Genomic DNA, 18620 nt, shown 5'->3' with positions numbered 1-18620 from the left:
TGGATACGATCATGATCAAACAACGTACCATTGCACAAACCGTCCAGTCGGTCGGGGTTGGCCTGCACAAAGGTGAAAAGGTCACGCTAACTCTCCGGCCTGCGCCTGATCACACCGGAATTTTATTTCGGCGAGTCGACCTGGACCCGATCGTGGACTTTAAACTCAACCCGGAAATGGTTGGGGATACTGTGCTTTGTACTTGTTTGATCAATGAAGATGGCGTTCGCTTGTCGACTACTGAGCATTTAATGGCGGCAGTAGCAGGCTTGGGTATCGACAACCTGATTGTGGAAGTCGATGCTGCTGAAGTGCCGATCATGGACGGCAGCGCCAACCCATTTGTCTACTTATTGCTGGAAGCTGGTGTCAGCGAGCAAAAGCATGCCAAAAAATTCATTCGTATCAAACGGCCTGTCCGCGTTGAAGATGGTGATAAATGGGCTGAGTTTAAGCCCTATCATGGCTTCAAGTTGGATGTAGCGATTGACTTTGAGCATCCGGTGATTGCCGGTACTCAGCAACGACTGAAAATGGACTTTTCTGCTGCCAGTTTTATTAAAGACATCAGCCGTGCCCGCACCTTTGGCTTTATGCACGATATTGAGTATTTACGTGCGAATAATTTAGCGTTGGGTGGTAGTTTTGATAATGCCGTGGTGCTGGACGAGTTCCGGGTGTTGAACCAGGATGGCCTGCGTTACGACGATGAGTTCATTAAACACAAGGTGTTGGATGCCATCGGCGATTTGTACATGGCCGGTTACAGTATTTTGGGCGAATTCAGCGCCTACAAAACAGGCCATGCCATCAACAACAAATTGTTGTGCGCCATGCTGGCTGATCAAGAAAGCTGGGAGTTTGTCACCTTTGAAGATCCGGCCGATATGCCGATCTCCTTTTTGGCACCACAGCTTGCCTAGTGTGTCTTTATTTGTAGAAAAACCAGCTTCGGCTGGTTTTTTTATGCCTGTAATGTTTCGTAGCCTCCATAGGCTAGGTGTAACAGCAGAATGGCTGGAGCTACTTACTCCACCGGCTTCAAGGATCACATCCCTGTGCCCGTTCAGCCTCCGCAGCATCCATGCTGCTGTTGCGTAAGTACACCAGCCACTCTGCTTGGCGAGCTTGTGGTTCGTTCAACAGCTCATCCTTTGGCGCGTCGTTTGGCCGCTAGTTTGAGTAATGACTCCCGCAATTGGCCTGAACTTGAGGCGGCAAGTTGCTCCAGTCGCTCGGCAGCATCGTGACTTAAAGTCGGTATTGGGGACGGTTTTTCCGGCTCTGGCCGTCGAATTCGGCTGTTTGGCGTGATTTCAATGTCCAAACCTGCTAAATCAGGCAAGATCTTTTGGCGAAAATTGTCTAAAATGGCGTCGCGTTGCATTTTGACCCGGGTGGCCCAAGCCGCTGACTGACATAAAATAACCGCCCGGCCTTGTTTAATACGGCCGACCTGGCAACCGTGATCGGCGTGCTGCAACAGCTCGGTCAACAGCTGGTTACAACGTTGCAGTTGATCGGGCGTCTGCTGGCGTTGCAATAAAGGCAAGTCCGTCAGTAAATGCGTCAATTGGGTTGGTTTTTGCGAGTAACGAGCCATAGCAGTGCCCTTGTGGACCATGGTATGAGTGTAGCATTATTTTGTATGCTATCGTACTCACTTGAAAGTTGGCTAAAGCAACACCATATCAGCTAGCAGGGCCAGAGCGATCAGGATAAAAGTTGATTGGACATCGGTCAAAGAGATGGGTAATGTCACCCTCCTGATGTAGAAATAAATTCGAATTAAATGGTAACCAAAACATGTTTGGAAAATTGTTCACCAAGTTTATTGGCAGTCGCAATGATCGCTTCTTAAAAAAACTGCAAAAAAGAGTCACTGAAATCAATGCACTGGAAGCTGACTTTGAAGCATTGACCGATGAGCAGTTGCAAGCTAAAACCGCCGAATTAAAGCAACAAGTCACTGCTGGTGCTACTTTAGATGATGTATTGCCACAGGCGTTTGCAACCGTTCGCGAGGCCAGTAAGCGGGTGTTTAAAATGCGCCACTTCGATGTGCAGCTGATTGGTGGTATTGTTTTGCATCAGGGCAAAATTGCTGAGATGCGCACCGGTGAAGGTAAAACCCTGACCGCAACCTTGCCAGCCTACCTCAATGCGTTAAGTGGCGAAGCGGTGCATGTCATTACCGTGAACGACTATCTCGCACGTCGGGATGCCGCAACCAATGCTCCTTTATTTGAGTTTCTTGGTTTGTCAGTTGGCGTTAACGTACCCGGCATGGCACCACAAGAAAAGCAGCAAGCCTACGCTGCTGATATCACCTACGGCACCAACAATGAGTTTGGCTTCGATTACCTGCGTGACAACATGGCGTTTTCTGCGCAAGAGCGGGTTCAGCGCAAATTGGCTTTTGCCATCATCGATGAAGTCGATTCGATCCTGATCGATGAAGCCCGTACTCCGCTGATCATTTCTGGCCCGGCCGAAGACAGCTCTGAGCTGTACAAGCAAATCAATACGCTGGTGCCACAACTGGTGAAGCAAGAAAAAGAAGACGAAGAAGGTGTCGAAGGCGATGGTCATTTCACCATCGACGAAAAAGCCAAGCAAGTCTATCTGACGGAGCTGGGACAGGTTCAGGTTGAAGAGATGCTGAAAGAGCAGGGCTTAATTCAGCAAGAAGATCACTTATTCTCTGCCGCCAACATTACCTTGTTGCACCACGTCTACGCCGCCCTTCGTGCGCACAATCTGTTTAAGAAAGATGTCGATTATGTGGTAAAAAATGGTGAAATCATCATTGTTGATGAACACACCGGCCGCACCATGGAAGGGCGCCGTTGGTCAGAGGGCTTGCACCAGGCAGTCGAAGCCAAAGAAGGCGTCAAGATCCAAAATGAAAACCAGACACTGGCATCAATTACCTTCCAGAACTATTTCCGTTTGTACGACAAACTGGCTGGCATGACCGGTACTGCCGATACGGAAGCGTTCGAGTTTCAACAAATTTATGGTCTGGAAACCATTGTTATTCCCACCAATAAACCAATGGTGCGCGAAGACATGGCCGATTTGGTCTATCTGAACTCGGTGGATAAATACGCCGCCATCATTGAAGACATTATTGCCAACCGTGATGCTGGCCGTCCGGTGCTGGTGGGTACGGCGTCGATTGAAAGCTCAGAGTATCTTTCTGACTTATTGAACAAAGCTAAAATTAAGCATCAGGTGTTAAACGCCAAGTTTCACGCCAACGAAGCACAGATTATTGCGCAGGCGGGCCAACCCAGTACCGTGACTATCGCCACCAATATGGCCGGTCGTGGTACCGATATTGTGTTGGGTGGTAACTTACAGGCTGAAATTGCGGCACTGGAGAATCCAACCGAGCAGCAACTAGAGCAACTGACCGCCGACTGGCAGAAACGTCATGACGCTGTTATTGAATCGGGTGGCTTGCATATCCTGGCCACCGAGCGGCATGAATCACGCCGTATTGATAACCAGTTACGTGGCCGTTCTGGTCGTCAGGGCGATCCGGGTTCCTCGCGTTTTTACTTATCGCTGGAAGATCCATTAATGCGTATTTTTGCGTCTGACCGCATGGCGGGCATGATGCGTAAGCTGGGTATGAAAGAAGGTGAGGCGATAGAGCACCCCTGGGTTAGCCGTGCTATTGAGAACGCACAACGCAAAGTAGAAGCCCGTAACTTTGATATTCGTAAGCAATTGCTCGAGTTTGATGACGTCGCCAATGACCAACGTAAAGTGGTGTATGAGCAGCGTAACGAGCTGATGGACACCAACGATATCTCAGAGACCATCCATGCCATTCGTGGCGATGTGCTGGATTCTGTGATCAGCGAGTATATCCCTCCACAGTCGTTGGACGAGTTATGGGATGTGCCAGGTCTTGAGCAACGGTTAAAAGCCGACTTCACCGTCGAATTGCCAGTGGCACAATGGCTGGCAGACGATAACAAGTTGTACGAAGAAAAGTTGCGTGAGCGCATTCAAGAGAGCGTCGAGCAAGCGTACATTGCTAAAGAAGAAATGGTGGGTGCGCAGGTGCTGCGTCAGTTTGAAAAAGCCATCATGATGCAGAGTCTGGATACCCATTGGAAAGAGCACCTGGCGGCGATGGATCACCTGCGTCAAGCGATCAATTTGCGTGGTTATGCCCAGAAGAATCCGAAGCAAGAGTACAAGCGTGAATCGTTCGAGTTGTTTTCGCAGATGCTCGATAATCTGAAACTGGATGTGGTCAGCGTACTAAGCCGCGTGCAGGTTCGGGCGGCGGAAGATGTCGATGCCGTTGAAGCACAGCGCCGTAAAGCCGATGCAGTGCCACATGAGTATCAGCACGCCGAAGCTGAGCAGGTCGGTGGTGATGAGCCAGCGCCAGCACAAGCTGGTGGCCCCATGGTACGTGATGGTGCCAAGGTGGGCCGCAACGACCCATGCCCTTGTGGTTCCGGTAAAAAATACAAACATTGCCACGGTAAGCTCAGCTAATGTCGGGCACTGTGGATAAAAAGGGGCCAGGCGCCCCTTTTTTACACGTCGCAGTGGGGGTGATTTGGCAGCAGGGCAAGGTATTGCTCAGTCGTCGTGCTAGCCACCAGCATCAGGGCGATAAGTGGGAGTTTCCCGGTGGTAAGCTGGAAGCGGGTGAAACCGTACTAGAGGCTTTGCAGCGCGAGCTGACTGAAGAGCTGGCAATTACCGTGCAAAATGCCCAGCCTTTGATGGAAGTTCGTCACCGTTATCCTGAGCGTGAGGTATTACTGGATATCTGGCTGGTCGATGCCTTTAGCGGCGAGCCACACGGCGTTGAAGGGCAGGCCGTGCAATGGTTTGCTGCCAGCGAATTAGATACCCTGTCATTTCCTGATGCCAATCAGCCTATTGTCGAGCGGGTGATGCAATTGGTGTAAAGCACTTACTTAAAGAATTGATTATCTTTACCCATCAACTCTTCTTCTAATTCTGCCAGATATTCCTCACCCAACTCAGCATTCAAATCAGGTTTACCAGCAATGCGGTGATTTTCTGCGGCCCAGTCGCCTAAATCAATCAGCTTACAGCGCTCACTACAGAAAGGCCGAAAGGGTGAAGCTTCGCTCCAAACTACTTTGGTGTCACAGGTTGGACAGTTGACTACCGGTGCGCTCATAAAGGATCCCGCAGATTAACGAATTTCAGGCTGCTAAGTTTAACAGCAAGCCAGAGCAAATGGGATGGGTTTTTCTGCCGCAAAGCGGCCATCGGCTTCGCTAAGCTGCATAAAACGAACGGCAAAGCGGTACTTGTTGCCACTCACCGTTGGGTAGACCGCTAAGTCCATCGAGTACTTCAGTCGCAGCAATTCGTATTTGTCGGTGGTGCTTTGGTAAAAGCCATTCTCGGCATGCAAGGCTTCAAACTGGCCCCGCTCGCGAACAAAGGTCAGTACAAACTCGATACTTTGAGCGGCAAGCGCCAGTTGTTCCAACCACTTAGCGCAGGCTTGCTGGCGTACTAACGGCGATTGGCTGAACCAGTATTGCAGTTGGGGTACATCAAAAAAACAAGCGCCACCAGGAATGGCGTAACGCTGGCGGATAGGGATCAAAAAGGCATCGTCTTTAAAACTGGAGCATAGCTTGCCAGAACGATTCAATTCACTTTGCAGACGCACTGCTTTTTGCAGCATATGCTGTAACGCATCGTCAGAAACAGAGGGATGACGCGACCAATTCACCAGCGCTTGCTCACAGCGCTCGACATCTTTCATCAGATCAGGCCGTACATCATTGCGCTCCATGATATCCAGTAAGGCGAACAGGGTGGTAAAAAAGGCATGTTGTTGCGCCTGATTATCCAGTGCGGCATGGGCCTGCACCTGATTCATCAGGTGCTCAATACGCAGATAGGTGCGGATCTTTTCGTTCAATGGGTGTTCGTAAATTACGTCGGTCATGGGTCTCATCTGATTGGTTGTGCATGCAGCTAGCGGCGTTGTGCGGCTAACTTCAGGTAACGCTGATGCAACGCATCTATTTGTGGCGCCAATTGCTCTGGCCCGGCGCTGTTATCTATGACGTCATCGGCCGCAGCTAATCGTTGTGTGCGATCGACTTGAGCCGCCATAATGGCAGCCACTTGTTGTTCAGACCCTCCATCACGTAATAAAGTTCGTGCTAATTGGGTTTGTTCCGTCACATCCACCACCACTAAGCGGTCAATATAGGATTGCAGCTGATTTTCTAACAGTAATGGGGCAATAAACAGCACGTAAGGTGAGCTGGCGGCGGCCAACTCGTCTTGCATTTTTTGGCGGATCAGCGGGTGCAGCAAAGCATTAAGCCAGTCTTTGTCGGCAGCATGGCTAAATACCCGTTGTCGCAGTGCGGCACGATCCAAACTGCCATCGGCTAACAACATATTCGGGCCAAAATGATCGACAATTTGCTGCAAGGCCGCGCTGCCGGGTGCCACCACCTGACGGGCCACAACATCGGCATCCACAAGCTCAATGCCTTTGGCAGCAAAAGCATTGGCCACAGTGGTTTTGCCTGAACCTATGCCACCGGTCAGGCCAATAATCAATGGCTTAATGGGGTTCTCCACAATGTTGTTGCGTTAGCACTTTGGTTGTTGCGTTGCACTCTAACCACCTGTTGCTGAATATCCTCTGAATACTCACATAGTATGGCGCTTTACTATGATACTGAGCTCTAGAACACTGAGCTATATACCACTGAGTTAGGGCGCCAGTACCCGCAAGTACCACTGGGTCAGTTGCTCACCATACAGCATGGCAATAAAACCGGCGGCGGCAATGTAAGGGCCAAATGGAATGGGGCTGCTTTTATCCCGGCCTTGCAGCAGAATCATGCTGATGCCAACCACAGCACCAACTGCGGATGAAAGCAGAATAATCAGCGGCAATTGCTGCCAGCCGAGCAAGGCACCAAACACCGCCAGTAATTTAAAATCACCATAGCCCATGCCTTCTTTGCCGGTGAGTAGTTTAAAGCCCCAGTACACCGTCCAGAGACTCAAATAACCAGCCGCCGCGCCAATAATAGCATCGGCAGGGCCAGGGCTGTAATCCGACAGACTATATAGCAAGGCCAGCCACAATAGCGGCAGGGTAATTTGATCCGGTAGCAGCATTTTATCCAGATCAATAAAGGTCAGGGCGATTAAGGCCCACAATACCAGCAGATAAACTACTGTGGTGAACGTCGGGCCAAAATGCCAGGCCACAACGACAGATAATAACGCAGTCAGCCCTTCGACCAGTGGGTAGCGAGCCGATATTTTCGTACCACAGTGGCGACAGCGGCCACGCAACCACAACCAACTAAGGATAGGCACATTGTCTCTGGCGGCAATGGGCGTTTGACAACTGGGGCAGCAAGACCGTGGTACCGCCAGGTTAAAGGCTGCTGGCGCGGTAGTCGCATTAGTGGTAGTGGCTTGCCCTTCATGAAAATAGGCCTGGTACTCTTGCTGCCAGCCCAGCTCCATCATTTTAGGTAAGCGGTAAATCACCACATTTAAAAAACTGCCGATCAGCAGGCTCAGTACCAGCACCAGTGCATAAAAAAACCAGGGTGCTTGCTGCAATAGCTCAATTGTTTGAATCATTATACAACACTGCCCATCTGGAAGATTGGCAAATACATGGCGATAATCAAACCACCAATGACGACGCCCAACACCGCCATAATCATCGGCTCCAATAAGGCAGTCAGGCCATCGACGGCGTCGTCGACCTCCTGTTCGTAGATATTGGCCACTTTGCTTAGCATGCCATCCAGCGCGCCGGATTCTTCGCCAATGGCGACCATTTGCACCACCATTTCCGGGAACTGCTTGGTATTTTTCATCGCATGTTGCATCTGATTACCAGCGGTCACTTCTTCCCGCACTTCCATAATGGCGTTGCGGTAAATCTCGTTACCTGCTGCCCCTGCTGCTGATTCCAGGCCATCAATTAGCGGCACACCGGCAGCAAAGGTGGTCGATAAGGTGCGGGCAAAGCGGGCCACCGCCGCTTTATTCAGGATATTGCCAATCACCGGCGCTTTTAATAGCATGGCATCCATAGCAGTGCGGGCCTGCAGGTTTTTATTGTAGGCTTGCTTAATTATATAACCGGTAATAAACAACACGCCCAGTACTACCCACCAGTAGGCCTGCATTAAATCGGAAATACCCAGCACAAATAAAGTAAAGGCAGGTAACTCAGCACCAAAGCCAGCGAATATGTCGGCAAACTGCGGCACCACAAAAATCAGCAAAATGGAGGTAACGATGGCAGCTACTACTAAGACAGCAATGGGGTAAAACATGGCTTTTTTGATTTTCGATTTCAGTGCTTCGGCTTTTTCTTTGTAAATGGCAATACGGTCGAAGATGGCATCGAGCGCACCGGATTGCTCGCCGGATTTAACCAGATCACAGTACAGCTCATCGAAGTACTTGGGGTATTCGCGTAATACTTCCGATAACGGCAAACCAGCTTGTACCTTAACCGACACCTTTTGCATCAGGGTACGTAAGCTGGCTTTATCGGCACCACTGGCAATTAAGTCAATAGTCTGTACCAAAGGCACACCGGCGCCCAGCATGGTTGCAATTTGCCGGGTGACCACGGCAATATCAGCAGCGGTCACTTTTTTCTCGGTATTAAATAAGGGTTTTGGTTTACGCCTCACCAAAGATGGGGTAATGCCTTGCTGGCGCAGCAGGGCTTTGACTTCCTGACTGGAGCCGCCTTTAATTTCGCCATTGGCTTTTTTACCGCGGCGATTCAGGCCTTTCCAGCTATAGGTATCAAGCTCTTTAATTTTATATTTTTGGGCCTGAGCCATGGTTTTTATCCTGTATTAGTCGCCTGCAGTACTGCTCTGCAAGCAACGTGAAATAATCTATTTTTTTAGCAGTTTTTTGTCCATACCATGTTTTATTCAACATTCAACATTCAACATTCAACATTCAACATTCAACACGAGCTATCCTTTAGTCACCCGGTTGACTTCGGCCAGACTGGTCATGCCCGCCGCTACCTTAAGTAAGCCCGATTGGCGCAAATTGGCGATGCCTTCCTGCTGGGCGGCCTTGGCGATATCCAGTGAGTTACCGCCCTCCATAATAATAGATGCCATCGCCGGGCTGACCGGCATGACTTCATAAATACCGACCCGACCTTTATAGCCATTGGTGCAATGGTCGCAGCCGACCGGTTTATAGACGGTTAAATCCGCCAGTTGCTCATCCGTAAAACCCTGTTGCTTTAATTCGGCTTCGGGTAGTTTTTCTGCGGTTTTGCAATGGCCACATAAGCGGCGGGCCAGACGCTGTGCAATAATCAAACTGACCGAGCTGGCGACGTTGTAAGCTGGTACGCCCATATTCAGTAAACGAGTCAGAGTTTCCGGTGCCGAGTTGGTGTGCAGGGTCGATAACACCAGGTGGCCGGTCTGGGCGGCCTTGATAGAAATTTCGGCGGTTTCTAAATCACGAATTTCCCCGACCATAATGACATCCGGGTCTTGTCGCAAAAAGGCTTTTAGCGCCGAAGGGAAAGTTAAGCCAGCTCGCGGGTTGACCTGCACCTGATTGATACCGGCCAGATTGATCTCGACCGGGTCTTCGGCGGTGGAAATATTGCAGCCTTCGGTATTCAAAATATTTAAGCCGGTATACAGCGACACGGTTTTACCACTACCGGTTGGGCCAGTGACCAAAATCATGCCTTGCGGCTGGGCCAGCGCATCCATGTAGAGTTTTTTCTGCGCTTCTTCGTAGCCAAGAATATCAATACCGAGCATGGCGCTATCGGAATCGAGGATCCGCATCACCACCTTTTCGCCCCAAATGGTCGGCAGGGTGCTGACACGAAAATCAATCGACTTTTTGCCGGAGATTTTTAATTTAATACGACCATCTTGCGGCACCCGCTTTTCGGCAATATCCAGCCGTGACATTACTTTTAACCGGGCCGATAGCCTGTTGGAAAGAGCTATCGGTGGTGAGGCCACTTCATGTAAGATTCCATCGATGCGAAAACGAATGCGGTACATTTTTTCGTACGGCTCAAAGTGCAAATCGGACGCACCTTTACGGATGGCGTCTAAAAGCATTTTATTGATAAAGGCGACAATGGGCTGGTCGTCTTTATCGGGCTGCACCGACATATTGTCGTTTTCATCGTCTTCTTCATCGGTGCTTAAGCTGCTGAGATCCCAATCGCTGCCACTGCCTTGGTCAAAGCTGTTATCAAACAGCTTATCAATTAACTGCTGCAGCTGCTCGTACTCGACTACCACCAACTCGGCATGCAAGCCGGTATTAAATTCAAAGTCTTCAATCGGTGCCATATTGGTCGGGTCGGTTACCGCCAAATGCAAACTACGGCCGGCACGTGATAATGGCAAAATATGGTGTTTGCGGATCAATTTTTCGTTGCGCAGCTCTTTCGGGATGGCATCCATATCAAAAAAACTGAGGTCGAAGCGGGCATGCTGACTTAGCGAGGCGGCTTGTTCGGCCAGGTCACGGGACGAGACCAGTTTTTCCTGAATTAAAAACTCCGGCAGCGTTTTGTACTGGCCACCCTTACGGCTCAACAACTCAGTGGCTGCTGTACTATTCAGCAACCCTTGTTGTGCCAAGCGTTTAAACAGGGAGGAGTTCGCACTAACCGCCATAGAAACCAAGCATCCTGGAAAAAGTTATTCTTTTGATTATGCCAATATTGCTTGGTTATTCAAGTTTTTACTTGATTTAAAAGGCGAAGCATCGTGAAAACAAAGATGCAGTGTTTCTTGTTATTTTCAGGTAATGAGATTTTCTTTGACATTACACAAATAACAGTATCACTGCTGTGTTGATAAGTCGTGGTAATGGCTTTAAGGGAGGCTATTCGAGTTAAAGTCTTAAATAGAATCAAATTATAGCACGCTTAAACTGGTAAATGTATAAAAGCAAATCGTCATAAAGCAAAATAAAAAAGCCAGCTAAACTCCGCTGGCTCAAATAATTTCAACATTTTTTTGTAACTAACATTTAAGGATTAGCCACGGAAGTTTGCTGGTACTTGATTATCAGGGCATGTTGAAGTACCAGTCCAAGCTGAAGCGTTCTCATCTGGAGTTAACACTAAATTACAAGCTGCATCAACACCAGCCTCAGTTTGTACTTGTACAGTAATAACACCTTCACCAGCAACAGTTGCTGCTGCGCAATATTGTGTGGTTGTTTCAGCACAACCTGCTTGAGCAGCAGAAGTAGGAAGGTTTCCGGTAGAAGCAAAAAACTCTGTAACCGATGTGCGACAAGAGCTCATGACTCCAACGCATTCACTGACTTTAGCGCGGGTTGTGTAGTTTGTATAAGCAGGCAACGCTACTGCTGCCAAAATACCAATGATCGCAACTACGATCATCAATTCAATTAAGGTGAAACCCTGTTGGGCTTTTTTCATCGTATTCATGGTAAAACTCCTGAGGTTTGTATGCGCCGTTAGGCTACCTCTTATTCTGCGTTAAAATGCAGATTTCGCAAGTTGAGCAGAAAAAAAGTTATGTGTTTTTTTTATCTATTTGTTTTTAAATGAATTTATTTTATTTGTCTGTGCGTTATTTAATCAGCTTGTGTAGTATAAAAGTATTAGTTGTCGGATCAGTTTGTATGGAAAAATGAGCCAAAAGAGGGGCGTTTCTTAGCTGAATAGTGCCAAGCGACCAATAAAGTCCTGACCATGTTGGTTGTCGTAGTAGCCAGAACTTTCTTGCGGACGGGACTAAAAGCGCTGAATCAGCAATGACTCTATTCACTTAATGTGCTGAGTCGGATCCATTCGTTGATGCAATACTCTGATGATGGTGATGCCATCGTCTGTCTGAACAAAATAAAGAATATGGCTTTTATAGGGAAAGCTGAGTAGCTCTGCAAAAAGCTCTGGTCGTTTGGTGCCCACGTCGGGGTTATTGGCAAGGAGTTGCGCTCTATCTTCGAGGCCATCAATGTATTTACTTGTCTGCACATAACCCCATCGTTCAAACGTAAAATCGATCACTATTTCGAGATCGCGTTCAGCTTTGTCGGTAAAGGTATAATACTTAGTCACTATAAAACTTAGTCACTATGAAATCCGTTGCCTCAAGCGATTAATCACATCGCTACCTTTGGAAACTTTGCCGGTATTAAGATGGTCGATGCCTTCTAAAATCGCTGCTTTTAACCGCTCTTCTCTTAGCGCCTCTAATTGCGCATAGTCAGCAACGGATAAGACCACCGCAATAGGCTTACCATTCTTATTGATACCGATGGGTTCATGCTGCGCTTTAAGAAGCAAGTCACCAAACTCGCGCTTAGCATCACTGGCATTGATGGTTTCCATAAGGTTTCTCTCGCTTCAAAATGATTGGTTTGATTATTTTAATCATTTTGTGCCCATTATGTCCAGTAAAGAGCAAGCCCTAGCTTGATAGCAACGCCAGACGGCCGATAAATTCCTGACCATGTTGGCTAAGCAGCCAGACAATCAGCATGGCGTTGCCAGCGACTACCAGCCAGAACTCGCGTTGAAATTGAAACTTACTGCGTTTATGCGCCAACTTCCTCTGCGCCAGCAAGGCACCGGGCCAGCCGCCAATAAAGCTATACAGCTGCAGGCTTTCTTCTGGTAACCGTTTCGGTTGGCCGACGATGGCGGCGGCTTTGTCTTGTTGGTACAGCCAGTAGGTAAACAAGCTGGCTTCGATATATAGAATAGGCAGCATCAGCGGCAAGCTGCCAAACAGCAGCGCCATGGTCAGTAGCATTAAAAAACCACTACGAAAATACAGCGAGATATCCTGAGCATAATCGAGATCGATCCATTGGCTGCTGGCTTTAGATTTATCTTTGGCTTTGGCTGGGGCTTGTTTGGCGGCATCGACAAATTGCAACTGAGTTGCAATGGTACGGCCGGAGCGATCTTCGCTGAGCTGAAACTGCAACTCGTCGCCGATTTCTGGCCGAGCTGACTTGGTGACAAAATCACGGATATGAAAAAACAGCTGTTGTTGGTTATGCTGGCAGGTCAAAAAACCAAAACCTTTCGCATCCTGCCAGAACACCACCCGCCCGGTAAGCGAGTATTAGTTGTCGGATCAGTTTGCATGGGAAAGTGAGCCAAAAGAGGGGCGTTTCTTAGCTGAATAATGCCAAGCGGCCGAGACATTTTGGTCATGCTGGTTTAGTTTGCAGAGCCTTATACCTAAGGCATGCGTTTCTTTAGGCGATCGATCACGTTGCGACCATGGGAAACTTGGCCAGATTTAAACTGGTCTATTCCTACCAAAATCGCTGCTTTTAGGCGCTCTTCTTTCAGCTTTTTCAATTGCGTATTTTCAATTTTCATGGCGTTCTTTTTTATCACACAGAAAACCCGTAGTGTGTGCCATCTGGTAATTCTACATCAAGGCGAAGTTTACCACCGGACGCTTCTACGTAACGCTTGAGGGTAGATAGCCTCATGTCACGCCCTGGTTTTTCCATATCAGAGACGGTTGGTTGCGTGATACCAAGTGAAACGGCAATGTCACTCTGAGTTAGGTTCATCCGCTCACGGAGCTCAGCCAGATGAATGTTAAGCAACATTTCTGTTGCTACCTGTTCGGCTTTAGCAACCACCGCAGGTTTTTCGTTTGCAAGTATTTGCTCAAGAGATCTTGCCATAGTAGTTACTCCTTTTTTAATGCTTCCAGATGAGCCGTAAACTCACGGTCAGCAATCGGGATCATGACGTCATAAAATCGTTTTTCATCTCCAGCTTTGTTACCAGCACAAAGTAGAATCCCTTTTCGCTTGGGATCGAAAGCAAAGAATGCTCTGATAGGATCTCCTTTGCTCTGAACTCGAAGTTCTTTCATATTGCTGTGAGATGAACCATTCACGGTATCAGCGTATGGTCTAGATAACATTGGGCCTCGCTCACGAAGCACTATCATTGAAGCCAGCACATTAGCGCGATCTGTGTCGTCTAGTGTATCGAACCAATTATCAAAGGTATCTGTTGTCCCAATGCTCCACATAACGAGTCCTTGTTTATTATAGGTTCAATTCTATATAGGTTATAAGCTATAATCAAGAGTGCTAAATTAATAATGCTTCGGCGCTATGCCCAAGAGTTCTTGCCATGGTATTTACTCTTTTTCCGTTGACTTAATACTCCACCTAGCAAGGGGCCTAGTTCGACAACAGCGCCAAGCGACCCATAAACTCCTGACCATGTTGACTCAGTAGCCAGATAATCAGCATGGCATTACCGGTGACCACCAACCAGAACTCGCGTTGGAACTGAAATTTACTGCGTTTATGGGCGAGTTTTTTTTGCGCCAGCAATGCGCCGGGCCAGCCGCCGATAAAGCTGTACAGTTGCAGGCTTTCTTCTGGTAAACGGGTGGGTTGGCCAACCACGGCAGCGGCTTTATCTTGCTTGTACAGCCAGTAGGTAAACAAGCTGGCTTCAATGTACAAAATGGGCAGCATCAGCGGCAGGCTGCCAAACAGCAGGGCCATAATCAGCAGCATCAGAAAGGCGCTGCGAAAATACAATGAAATATCCTGGGCGTAATCGAGATCAATCCATTGGCTGCTGGCTTTAGATTTATCTTTGGCTTTGGCTGGGGTTTGTTTGGCGGCATCGACAAATTGCAACTGAGTCGCAATGGTACGGCCGGTGCGATCTTCGCTGAGCTGAAACTGCAGCTCGTCGCCAATTTCTGGTCGAGCTGACTTGGTGACAAAATCACGGATATGAAAAAACAGTTTCTGTTGGTTTTGCTGGCAGGTAATAAATCCAAAACCTTTCGCATCCTGCCAGAACACCACCCGCCCGGTAAGCGGAGTTTCTGATTGCTGCATGGCTTAGGGTGTTCACTCGTTGTTGCTCTGTTTTGAGTGTATCAGAAGCTGACAATAGTGTGTCAGTTTTTTGCTGCTGTGTTGAAGTTGAAAGCGTTAACTCTAATCTACACTGATAAATAATTAAGAAGGTGAACGTTCGGACAAGTGCTGCTCCGGTGACATATGTTTATGTAGCACCGCAAAAATAATGATTTTCTTTTCTTTGGCAACATAGTAAATGATATGGCTTTGGCAAGGAAAACTATGTACACCTTCTTTGACATCGGGCCGATGAACGCCAAGTTTAGGATTTTCTGCAAGTAATGCAAAACTCCCCTTTAGCGTTTTTAGGTAGTTATCTGTCTGAGCCACTCCCCACTGTTGAATGCTAAAACGGCGAATTAGTCGCACATCGAGTTGAGCTTCAGTGCTTAGTTCGAATAAATTCAATCGAACTTACCAGCAATCAGTTGCTCCATAAATTCAGCTCCATCGACTGTAGTGCTTTCATCTAATCTGGCGGCTCGTTGCTTTAATAATTCAAGTTTAAGCAGATTCATGCGTTCAAACTCTTCCATTGAAACCATCACTGCAACAGGTTTACCATTTTTATTGATACTCACGGGGCTAGCCTGTGCTTTCATCAGAAGCGAACCGAAATGAGTTTTTGCTTCGTTGGCAGTTAAAGATTCCATAGCATCACCTGTTTTATCATCTACCTTGTAATTATGGTTGAAACGTTCGATTTAATCAATCTGCAACCGCATCGATAAATCAATGGCCTGCACATGCTTGGTTAACGCACCCGAGGAAATAAAATCGACCCCGGTGGCGGCCAGTTCGCGCAGCCGCTCACTGGTGATGTTGCCCGAGACTTCCAGCTTGGCACGTTGCTGGGTCAGTTGCACGGCTTGCTGGGTGTCGCTCAGGCTGAAGTTATCCAGCATAATAATATCGGCGCCTGCTGCCAGCGCTTGCTCCAGTTCGGCCAGGTTTTCTACTTCCACTTCGACTGGTTTACCGGGGAAGTTATGCTGCGCTTGCTGCACGGCTTGCGAGATACCACCGGCTGCCGCGATATGATTTTCTTTAATTAAGAACGCATCAAACAGGCCAATACGATGGTTCTGGCCACCGCCGCAACGAACAGCGTATTTTTGTGCCAACCGCAAACCCGGGATCGTTTTGCGGGTATCCAGTAATTGGGTATGGCTGCCACTTAAATGCTGTACATACTGATCGGTGGTGGTGGCGGTGCCACTGAGGGTTTGTAAAAAGTTCAGCGCGGTGCGTTCGCCGGTGAGCAAGCTGCGGGCTGGGCCGTTTAGGCGGCACAGTAGCTGATTGGCGGCGACACTGTCGCCATCCTGCACCTGCCATTCGATGGTGACAGTTGGATCGAGCTGCTGAAACACCTCATCGACCCAGGCGGTGCCACAAATAATCGCAGCCTCACGGCTGATGATAGTGGCCTCGGCTAGCTGTACAGCTGGGATCAGGCTGGCGGTAATATCGCCTTGCTCAACCGGTAACTGGCCTAAATCTTCCGCTAAGGCTGCCGCCACGGAAGCGCGAATATGGTGCTGTAATTCAGCAGTTAAGATCATCGACATAGTGCTGGCTAGTACTCTTTAGTGCGTTACCGACGTTGTATTAACGTCAGCTGGTTGGCTTGTTGGTTGAATTCTAACTGGTTCAGCGCACTCATACCTAATAAAATTTCGGTGCCGGACAGATTAGGTACTATGCTGGCATCGATCCGATACAAGTGAATATCGCCCAGTTGCAGCTCATCGATTTGGCTGCGCCAGGCACTGGCGACGCCATTGGCGGTCATCACCTGAATACGCTGGCCCCGTTCCAGCCCCAGCCGCCGGGCAGCCTGCTCGGATACGGCAACCGTAGTGGCACCGGTATCGAGCATAAAGTCGGCTGGTAAGCCGTTAATCAGTGCAGTACCGACATAATGGCCGGAGCGATTTCGTACCAGAGTGGTGCTGATTTCCCCTTGCGAGCCCTGGATGCTTTGCAACTGTTGGTTGGGGTTGTACTGCCCATCGAGATAACCCTGAAACCACCAGACCCCCAAGCCGAGCAGCAGTAGCCAGGCAATAATAGTAAAGCCTTTACCTATTTTGTCTGTTGCTTCAGCAGGTTGCTTTTCAGTCATCGTACCTTTCTCATCGGTTTGCTCTCTGGTGTGTTCGGGTGCTAAAGGCTATCATACGGAGAAATGCTATGATGCCAAGAGGTTAGAGGTTCTACATGCATAGGGTAAATGCCCCTGAAACCATTGTACGTCATTCACCGCACTGCGATCAGCGGCCAGATGGTGAGACCATCAGTGTGCTGGTGATCCATAATATTAGTTTACCACCGGGCCAGTTTGTTCAACCCGGTGCGACAAAACGCCCAATTGATGATTTTTTTCGTGGCGAATTGGATATCAATGCACACCCATTTTTTGCTGATATTTCCCATTTGCGAGTGTCGGCCCATTGTGTAATTTGGCGCGATGGTGGCATTTGGCAGTATGTGCCTTTTGAGCACCGTGCCTGGCATGCTGGTGTCAGCCGCTTTGATGGCCGAGAGCAATGCAATGATTTTTCCATCGGTATTGAGTTAGAAGGCACCGATGATTTGCCGTATACTACAGAACAGTATACGAGTTTAGTTTCATTAACGCGCTGGTTAATGCAGCAGTATCCGGCCATTACGCTAGATCGCATTGTGGGGCATGAACACATTGCTCCGGAACGAAAAACGGACCCCGGCCCGGCGTTCGACTGGACTATGTTTCGAGCCATGCTACGGGCGGCTATACAGGAGAGCACATCATGACCTTAGTGAGTATGTTACTGGCGCTGATCATTGAGCGGTTAGCCGCCCGCAGTGAGTTTTGGCAAGGCAGTCGTTATGCTAAGGCTTGGTTTTCACTGACCGCCAACAGCAAACTGGCGGAGGTGGCACGCCATCCGATTGGCCAGTACGGCTGGATTTTACTGCCCGGACTGGTGGTGTGCTTTGTACTTTGGTTGATCGACCACTGGTTGGTGACAACGGTTGTACACACCTTATTGCTGTTGCTGGCGATTGGCTGCTGGCATTACCGCCAGCTGTATAAGCAGTATTTGAATGCGCAAGAACGCAATGATGACGAAGCGGCCTTTTTAGCCATGCAGCAGATTCGCCAGGACAGCGGTGCTGCCTTTGATGATACCAGCTATGGCCAAAGCCTGATTTGGCTCAACTTCCGCTACTATGCAGCCGTGTTGTTTTGGTTTCTGGTGTTTGGCGCTTTTGGTGTGATTACCTATGTGATTCTGCGTCAGTTGAATGAGCCTGCTCAATCTGATGATGAAAGCATGCAAGCCACCAGCAGCATGCTGGCAGCCGATGAAAGTGAAACTCCGGCCTATCAACGCTTAATGCATATTGCTGATTGGTTCCCGGCACGTTTATTTGGTATTGGTTTTGCGCTGGTGGGCTATTTCTCCCGTGCTTCCTCTGCGTTGTTGGGCTATTTTCTCGATTTTACCAGCCCGAATGAACAGGTGGTGATTGACGTGGCAACGGCTGCAGAGCCCATGGCCGAGGAGCTATTGAATACCGCAGAAGAAACCACCACCATGGTACAATTAGCCAAGCGCAATATACTGTTCTTTTTGGCATTTACCGCTATTCTGACGCTAACCGGCTGGTTGGCGTAGCGACGGTTG

24 protein-coding genes are annotated in these 18620 nt (G+C 48.7%); 5 read left to right on the top strand and 19 right to left on the bottom strand.

Annotated features, from left to right (window positions below; genetic code table 11):
• The first annotated feature begins 11 nt into the window (after positions 1 to 11).
• Complete coding sequence (lpxC, locus tag Q3O60_RS09795) at positions 12 to 923, top strand: UDP-3-O-acyl-N-acetylglucosamine deacetylase (protein ID WP_305893746.1); 912 nt, start codon at positions 12 to 14, stop codon at positions 921 to 923.
• Positions 924 to 1147: 224 nt separating this feature from the next.
• On the opposite strand, the gene Q3O60_RS09790 is transcribed toward lpxC, so the two are convergent.
• Entirely contained in the window at positions 1148 to 1603 is a 456-nt protein-coding gene (locus Q3O60_RS09790; RefSeq protein WP_305893745.1) for a DciA family protein, read from the bottom strand.
• A gap of 203 nt (positions 1604 to 1806) precedes the next feature.
• Here Q3O60_RS09790 and secA point away from each other — a divergent pair, with 203 nt between their 5' ends.
• Together secA and mutT are read left to right on the top strand one after the other, a co-directional pair.
• Positions 1807 to 4524, top strand: a complete 2718-nt coding sequence (secA, locus tag Q3O60_RS09785; RefSeq protein WP_305893744.1) for a preprotein translocase subunit SecA — start codon at positions 1807 to 1809, stop codon at positions 4522 to 4524.
• Complete coding sequence (mutT, locus tag Q3O60_RS09780) at positions 4524 to 4946, top strand: 8-oxo-dGTP diphosphatase MutT (RefSeq protein WP_305893743.1); 423 nt, start codon at positions 4524 to 4526, stop codon at positions 4944 to 4946. The genes secA and mutT overlap by 1 nt, the downstream gene beginning before the upstream one ends.
• A gap of 5 nt (positions 4947 to 4951) precedes the next feature.
• On the opposite strand, the gene yacG is transcribed toward mutT, so the two are convergent.
• The 18 genes from yacG to Q3O60_RS09690 all read right to left on the bottom strand — a co-directional run bounded on the left by yacG (position 4952) and on the right by Q3O60_RS09690 (position 17071).
• On the bottom strand, positions 4952 to 5185 hold the full coding sequence (gene yacG, locus Q3O60_RS09775; protein ID WP_305893742.1) for a DNA gyrase inhibitor YacG: 234 nt from the start codon (positions 5183 to 5185) through the stop codon (positions 4952 to 4954).
• Between the two features lie 39 nt (positions 5186 to 5224).
• Positions 5225 to 5971: a cell division protein ZapD gene (zapD, locus tag Q3O60_RS09770; RefSeq protein ID WP_305893741.1), complete on the bottom strand. Its 747-nt coding sequence runs from the start codon at positions 5969 to 5971 to the stop codon at positions 5225 to 5227.
• A 29-nt stretch (positions 5972 to 6000) separates the two neighbouring features.
• Positions 6001 to 6621, bottom strand: coding sequence for a dephospho-CoA kinase (gene coaE, locus Q3O60_RS09765; RefSeq protein WP_305893740.1), 621 nt, complete (start codon positions 6619 to 6621; stop codon positions 6001 to 6003).
• A gap of 135 nt (positions 6622 to 6756) precedes the next feature.
• A complete protein-coding gene (locus Q3O60_RS09760; RefSeq protein WP_305893739.1) occupies positions 6757 to 7647 on the bottom strand; it encodes a prepilin peptidase in 891 nt (296 codons plus the stop codon).
• Positions 7647 to 8876 carry a type II secretion system F family protein gene (locus tag Q3O60_RS09755; RefSeq protein WP_305893738.1) on the bottom strand — a complete coding sequence of 410 codons (1230 nt, stop codon included), beginning with the start codon at positions 8874 to 8876 and terminating at the stop codon, positions 7647 to 7649. Before Q3O60_RS09755 ends, Q3O60_RS09760 begins: the two co-directional genes overlap by 1 nt.
• 141 nt (positions 8877 to 9017) lie before the next feature.
• Positions 9018 to 10715: a type IV-A pilus assembly ATPase PilB gene (pilB, locus tag Q3O60_RS09750; RefSeq protein WP_305893737.1), complete on the bottom strand. Its 1698-nt coding sequence runs from the start codon at positions 10713 to 10715 to the stop codon at positions 9018 to 9020.
• Between the two features lie 365 nt (positions 10716 to 11080).
• On the bottom strand, positions 11081 to 11500 hold the full coding sequence (locus Q3O60_RS09745; protein ID WP_305893736.1) for a pilin: 420 nt from the start codon (positions 11498 to 11500) through the stop codon (positions 11081 to 11083).
• Positions 11501 to 11839: 339 nt separating this feature from the next.
• Positions 11840 to 12136, bottom strand: coding sequence for a type II toxin-antitoxin system RelE/ParE family toxin (locus Q3O60_RS09740; RefSeq protein WP_305893735.1), 297 nt, complete (start codon positions 12134 to 12136; stop codon positions 11840 to 11842).
• 15 nt (positions 12137 to 12151) lie between these two features.
• Positions 12152 to 12409 (bottom strand): type II toxin-antitoxin system Phd/YefM family antitoxin, encoded by a 258-nt coding sequence (locus tag Q3O60_RS09735; protein ID WP_305893734.1) that lies wholly within the window; start codon positions 12407 to 12409, stop codon positions 12152 to 12154.
• 79 nt (positions 12410 to 12488) lie between these two features.
• On the bottom strand, positions 12489 to 13130 hold the full coding sequence (locus Q3O60_RS09730; RefSeq protein WP_305893733.1) for a DUF1294 domain-containing protein: 642 nt from the start codon (positions 13128 to 13130) through the stop codon (positions 12489 to 12491).
• Between the two features lie 140 nt (positions 13131 to 13270).
• Positions 13271 to 13414 (bottom strand): hypothetical protein, encoded by a 144-nt coding sequence (locus Q3O60_RS09725; RefSeq protein ID WP_305893732.1) that lies wholly within the window; start codon positions 13412 to 13414, stop codon positions 13271 to 13273.
• Positions 13415 to 13428: 14 nt separating this feature from the next.
• Complete coding sequence (locus tag Q3O60_RS09720) at positions 13429 to 13731, bottom strand: XRE family transcriptional regulator (protein ID WP_305893731.1); 303 nt, start codon at positions 13729 to 13731, stop codon at positions 13429 to 13431.
• A 5-nt stretch (positions 13732 to 13736) separates the two neighbouring features.
• On the bottom strand, positions 13737 to 14087 hold the full coding sequence (locus Q3O60_RS09715) for a type II toxin-antitoxin system RelE/ParE family toxin (RefSeq protein ID WP_305893730.1): 351 nt from the start codon (positions 14085 to 14087) through the stop codon (positions 13737 to 13739).
• 154 nt (positions 14088 to 14241) lie between these two features.
• A complete protein-coding gene (locus Q3O60_RS09710; protein WP_305893729.1) occupies positions 14242 to 14919 on the bottom strand; it encodes a DUF1294 domain-containing protein in 678 nt (225 codons plus the stop codon).
• A gap of 123 nt (positions 14920 to 15042) precedes the next feature.
• Entirely contained in the window at positions 15043 to 15351 is a 309-nt protein-coding gene (locus tag Q3O60_RS09705) for a type II toxin-antitoxin system RelE/ParE family toxin (RefSeq protein WP_305893728.1), read from the bottom strand.
• A complete protein-coding gene (locus Q3O60_RS09700; protein ID WP_305893727.1) occupies positions 15348 to 15596 on the bottom strand; it encodes a type II toxin-antitoxin system Phd/YefM family antitoxin in 249 nt (82 codons plus the stop codon). The genes Q3O60_RS09705 and Q3O60_RS09700 overlap by 4 nt, the downstream gene beginning before the upstream one ends.
• Before the next feature lie 51 nt (positions 15597 to 15647).
• Positions 15648 to 16514 carry a carboxylating nicotinate-nucleotide diphosphorylase gene (gene nadC, locus Q3O60_RS09695; protein ID WP_305893726.1) on the bottom strand — a complete coding sequence of 289 codons (867 nt, stop codon included), beginning with the start codon at positions 16512 to 16514 and terminating at the stop codon, positions 15648 to 15650.
• 26 nt (positions 16515 to 16540) lie between these two features.
• The gene (locus Q3O60_RS09690) at positions 16541 to 17071 is read right to left on the bottom strand and encodes a retropepsin-like aspartic protease family protein (protein ID WP_305893725.1); all 531 of its coding nucleotides are present in this window, start codon (positions 17069 to 17071) and stop codon (positions 16541 to 16543) included.
• Between the two features lie 95 nt (positions 17072 to 17166).
• On the opposite strand from Q3O60_RS09690, the gene ampD reads away from it, so the two are divergent.
• Both ampD and ampE read left to right on the top strand, forming a co-directional pair.
• Entirely contained in the window at positions 17167 to 17742 is a 576-nt protein-coding gene (ampD, locus tag Q3O60_RS09685) for a 1,6-anhydro-N-acetylmuramyl-L-alanine amidase AmpD (protein WP_305893724.1), read from the top strand.
• Entirely contained in the window at positions 17739 to 18611 is an 873-nt protein-coding gene (gene ampE / locus Q3O60_RS09680; protein WP_305893723.1) for a regulatory signaling modulator protein AmpE, read from the top strand. Before ampD ends, ampE begins: the two co-directional genes overlap by 4 nt.
• Positions 18612 to 18620 lie beyond the last annotated feature (9 nt).

This window comes from Alkalimonas collagenimarina (assembly GCF_030717845.1).
Classification (GTDB): domain Bacteria; phylum Pseudomonadota; class Gammaproteobacteria; order Enterobacterales; family Alteromonadaceae; genus Alkalimonas; species Alkalimonas collagenimarina.
Note: the sequence above shows the minus strand (reverse complement) of the source record. Positions and strands in the feature narration are given on the sequence as shown.

Bases quoted from the DNA above. Each gene is read 5' to 3' on its own strand.
- pilB (WP_305893737.1), bottom strand. From the start codon at position 10,715: ATGGCGGTTAGTGCGAACTCCTCCCTGTTTAAACGCTTGGCACAACAA.
- Q3O60_RS09745 (WP_305893736.1), bottom strand. From the start codon at position 11,500: ATGAATACGATGAAAAAAGCCCAACAGGGTTTCACCTTAATTGAATTG.
- nadC (WP_305893726.1), bottom strand. From the start codon at position 16,514: ATGTCGATGATCTTAACTGCTGAATTACAGCACCATATTCGCGCTTCC.
- zapD (WP_305893741.1), bottom strand. From the start codon at position 5,971: ATGACCGACGTAATTTACGAACACCCATTGAACGAAAAGATCCGCACC.
- Q3O60_RS09710 (WP_305893729.1), bottom strand. From the start codon at position 14,919: ATGCAGCAATCAGAAACTCCGCTTACCGGGCGGGTGGTGTTCTGGCAG.
- Q3O60_RS09725 (WP_305893732.1), bottom strand. From the start codon at position 13,414: ATGAAAATTGAAAATACGCAATTGAAAAAGCTGAAAGAAGAGCGCCTA.
- Q3O60_RS09720 (WP_305893731.1), bottom strand. From the start codon at position 13,731: ATGGCAAGATCTCTTGAGCAAATACTTGCAAACGAAAAACCTGCGGTG.
- lpxC (WP_305893746.1), top strand. From the start codon at position 12: ATGATCAAACAACGTACCATTGCACAAACCGTCCAGTCGGTCGGGGTT.
- Q3O60_RS09735 (WP_305893734.1), bottom strand. From the start codon at position 12,409: ATGGAAACCATCAATGCCAGTGATGCTAAGCGCGAGTTTGGTGACTTG.
- ampD (WP_305893724.1), top strand. From the start codon at position 17,167: ATGCATAGGGTAAATGCCCCTGAAACCATTGTACGTCATTCACCGCAC.
- Q3O60_RS09790 (WP_305893745.1), bottom strand. From the start codon at position 1,603: ATGGCTCGTTACTCGCAAAAACCAACCCAATTGACGCATTTACTGACG.
- Q3O60_RS09760 (WP_305893739.1), bottom strand. From the start codon at position 7,647: ATGATTCAAACAATTGAGCTATTGCAGCAAGCACCCTGGTTTTTTTAT.
- secA (WP_305893744.1), top strand. From the start codon at position 1,807: ATGTTTGGAAAATTGTTCACCAAGTTTATTGGCAGTCGCAATGATCGC.
- ampE (WP_305893723.1), top strand. From the start codon at position 17,739: ATGACCTTAGTGAGTATGTTACTGGCGCTGATCATTGAGCGGTTAGCC.
- yacG (WP_305893742.1), bottom strand. From the start codon at position 5,185: ATGAGCGCACCGGTAGTCAACTGTCCAACCTGTGACACCAAAGTAGTT.
- Q3O60_RS09700 (WP_305893727.1), bottom strand. From the start codon at position 15,596: ATGGAATCTTTAACTGCCAACGAAGCAAAAACTCATTTCGGTTCGCTT.
- Q3O60_RS09755 (WP_305893738.1), bottom strand. From the start codon at position 8,876: ATGGCTCAGGCCCAAAAATATAAAATTAAAGAGCTTGATACCTATAGC.
- Q3O60_RS09715 (WP_305893730.1), bottom strand. From the start codon at position 14,087: ATGTGGAGCATTGGGACAACAGATACCTTTGATAATTGGTTCGATACA.
- Q3O60_RS09690 (WP_305893725.1), bottom strand. From the start codon at position 17,071: ATGACTGAAAAGCAACCTGCTGAAGCAACAGACAAAATAGGTAAAGGC.
- mutT (WP_305893743.1), top strand. From the start codon at position 4,524: ATGTCGGGCACTGTGGATAAAAAGGGGCCAGGCGCCCCTTTTTTACAC.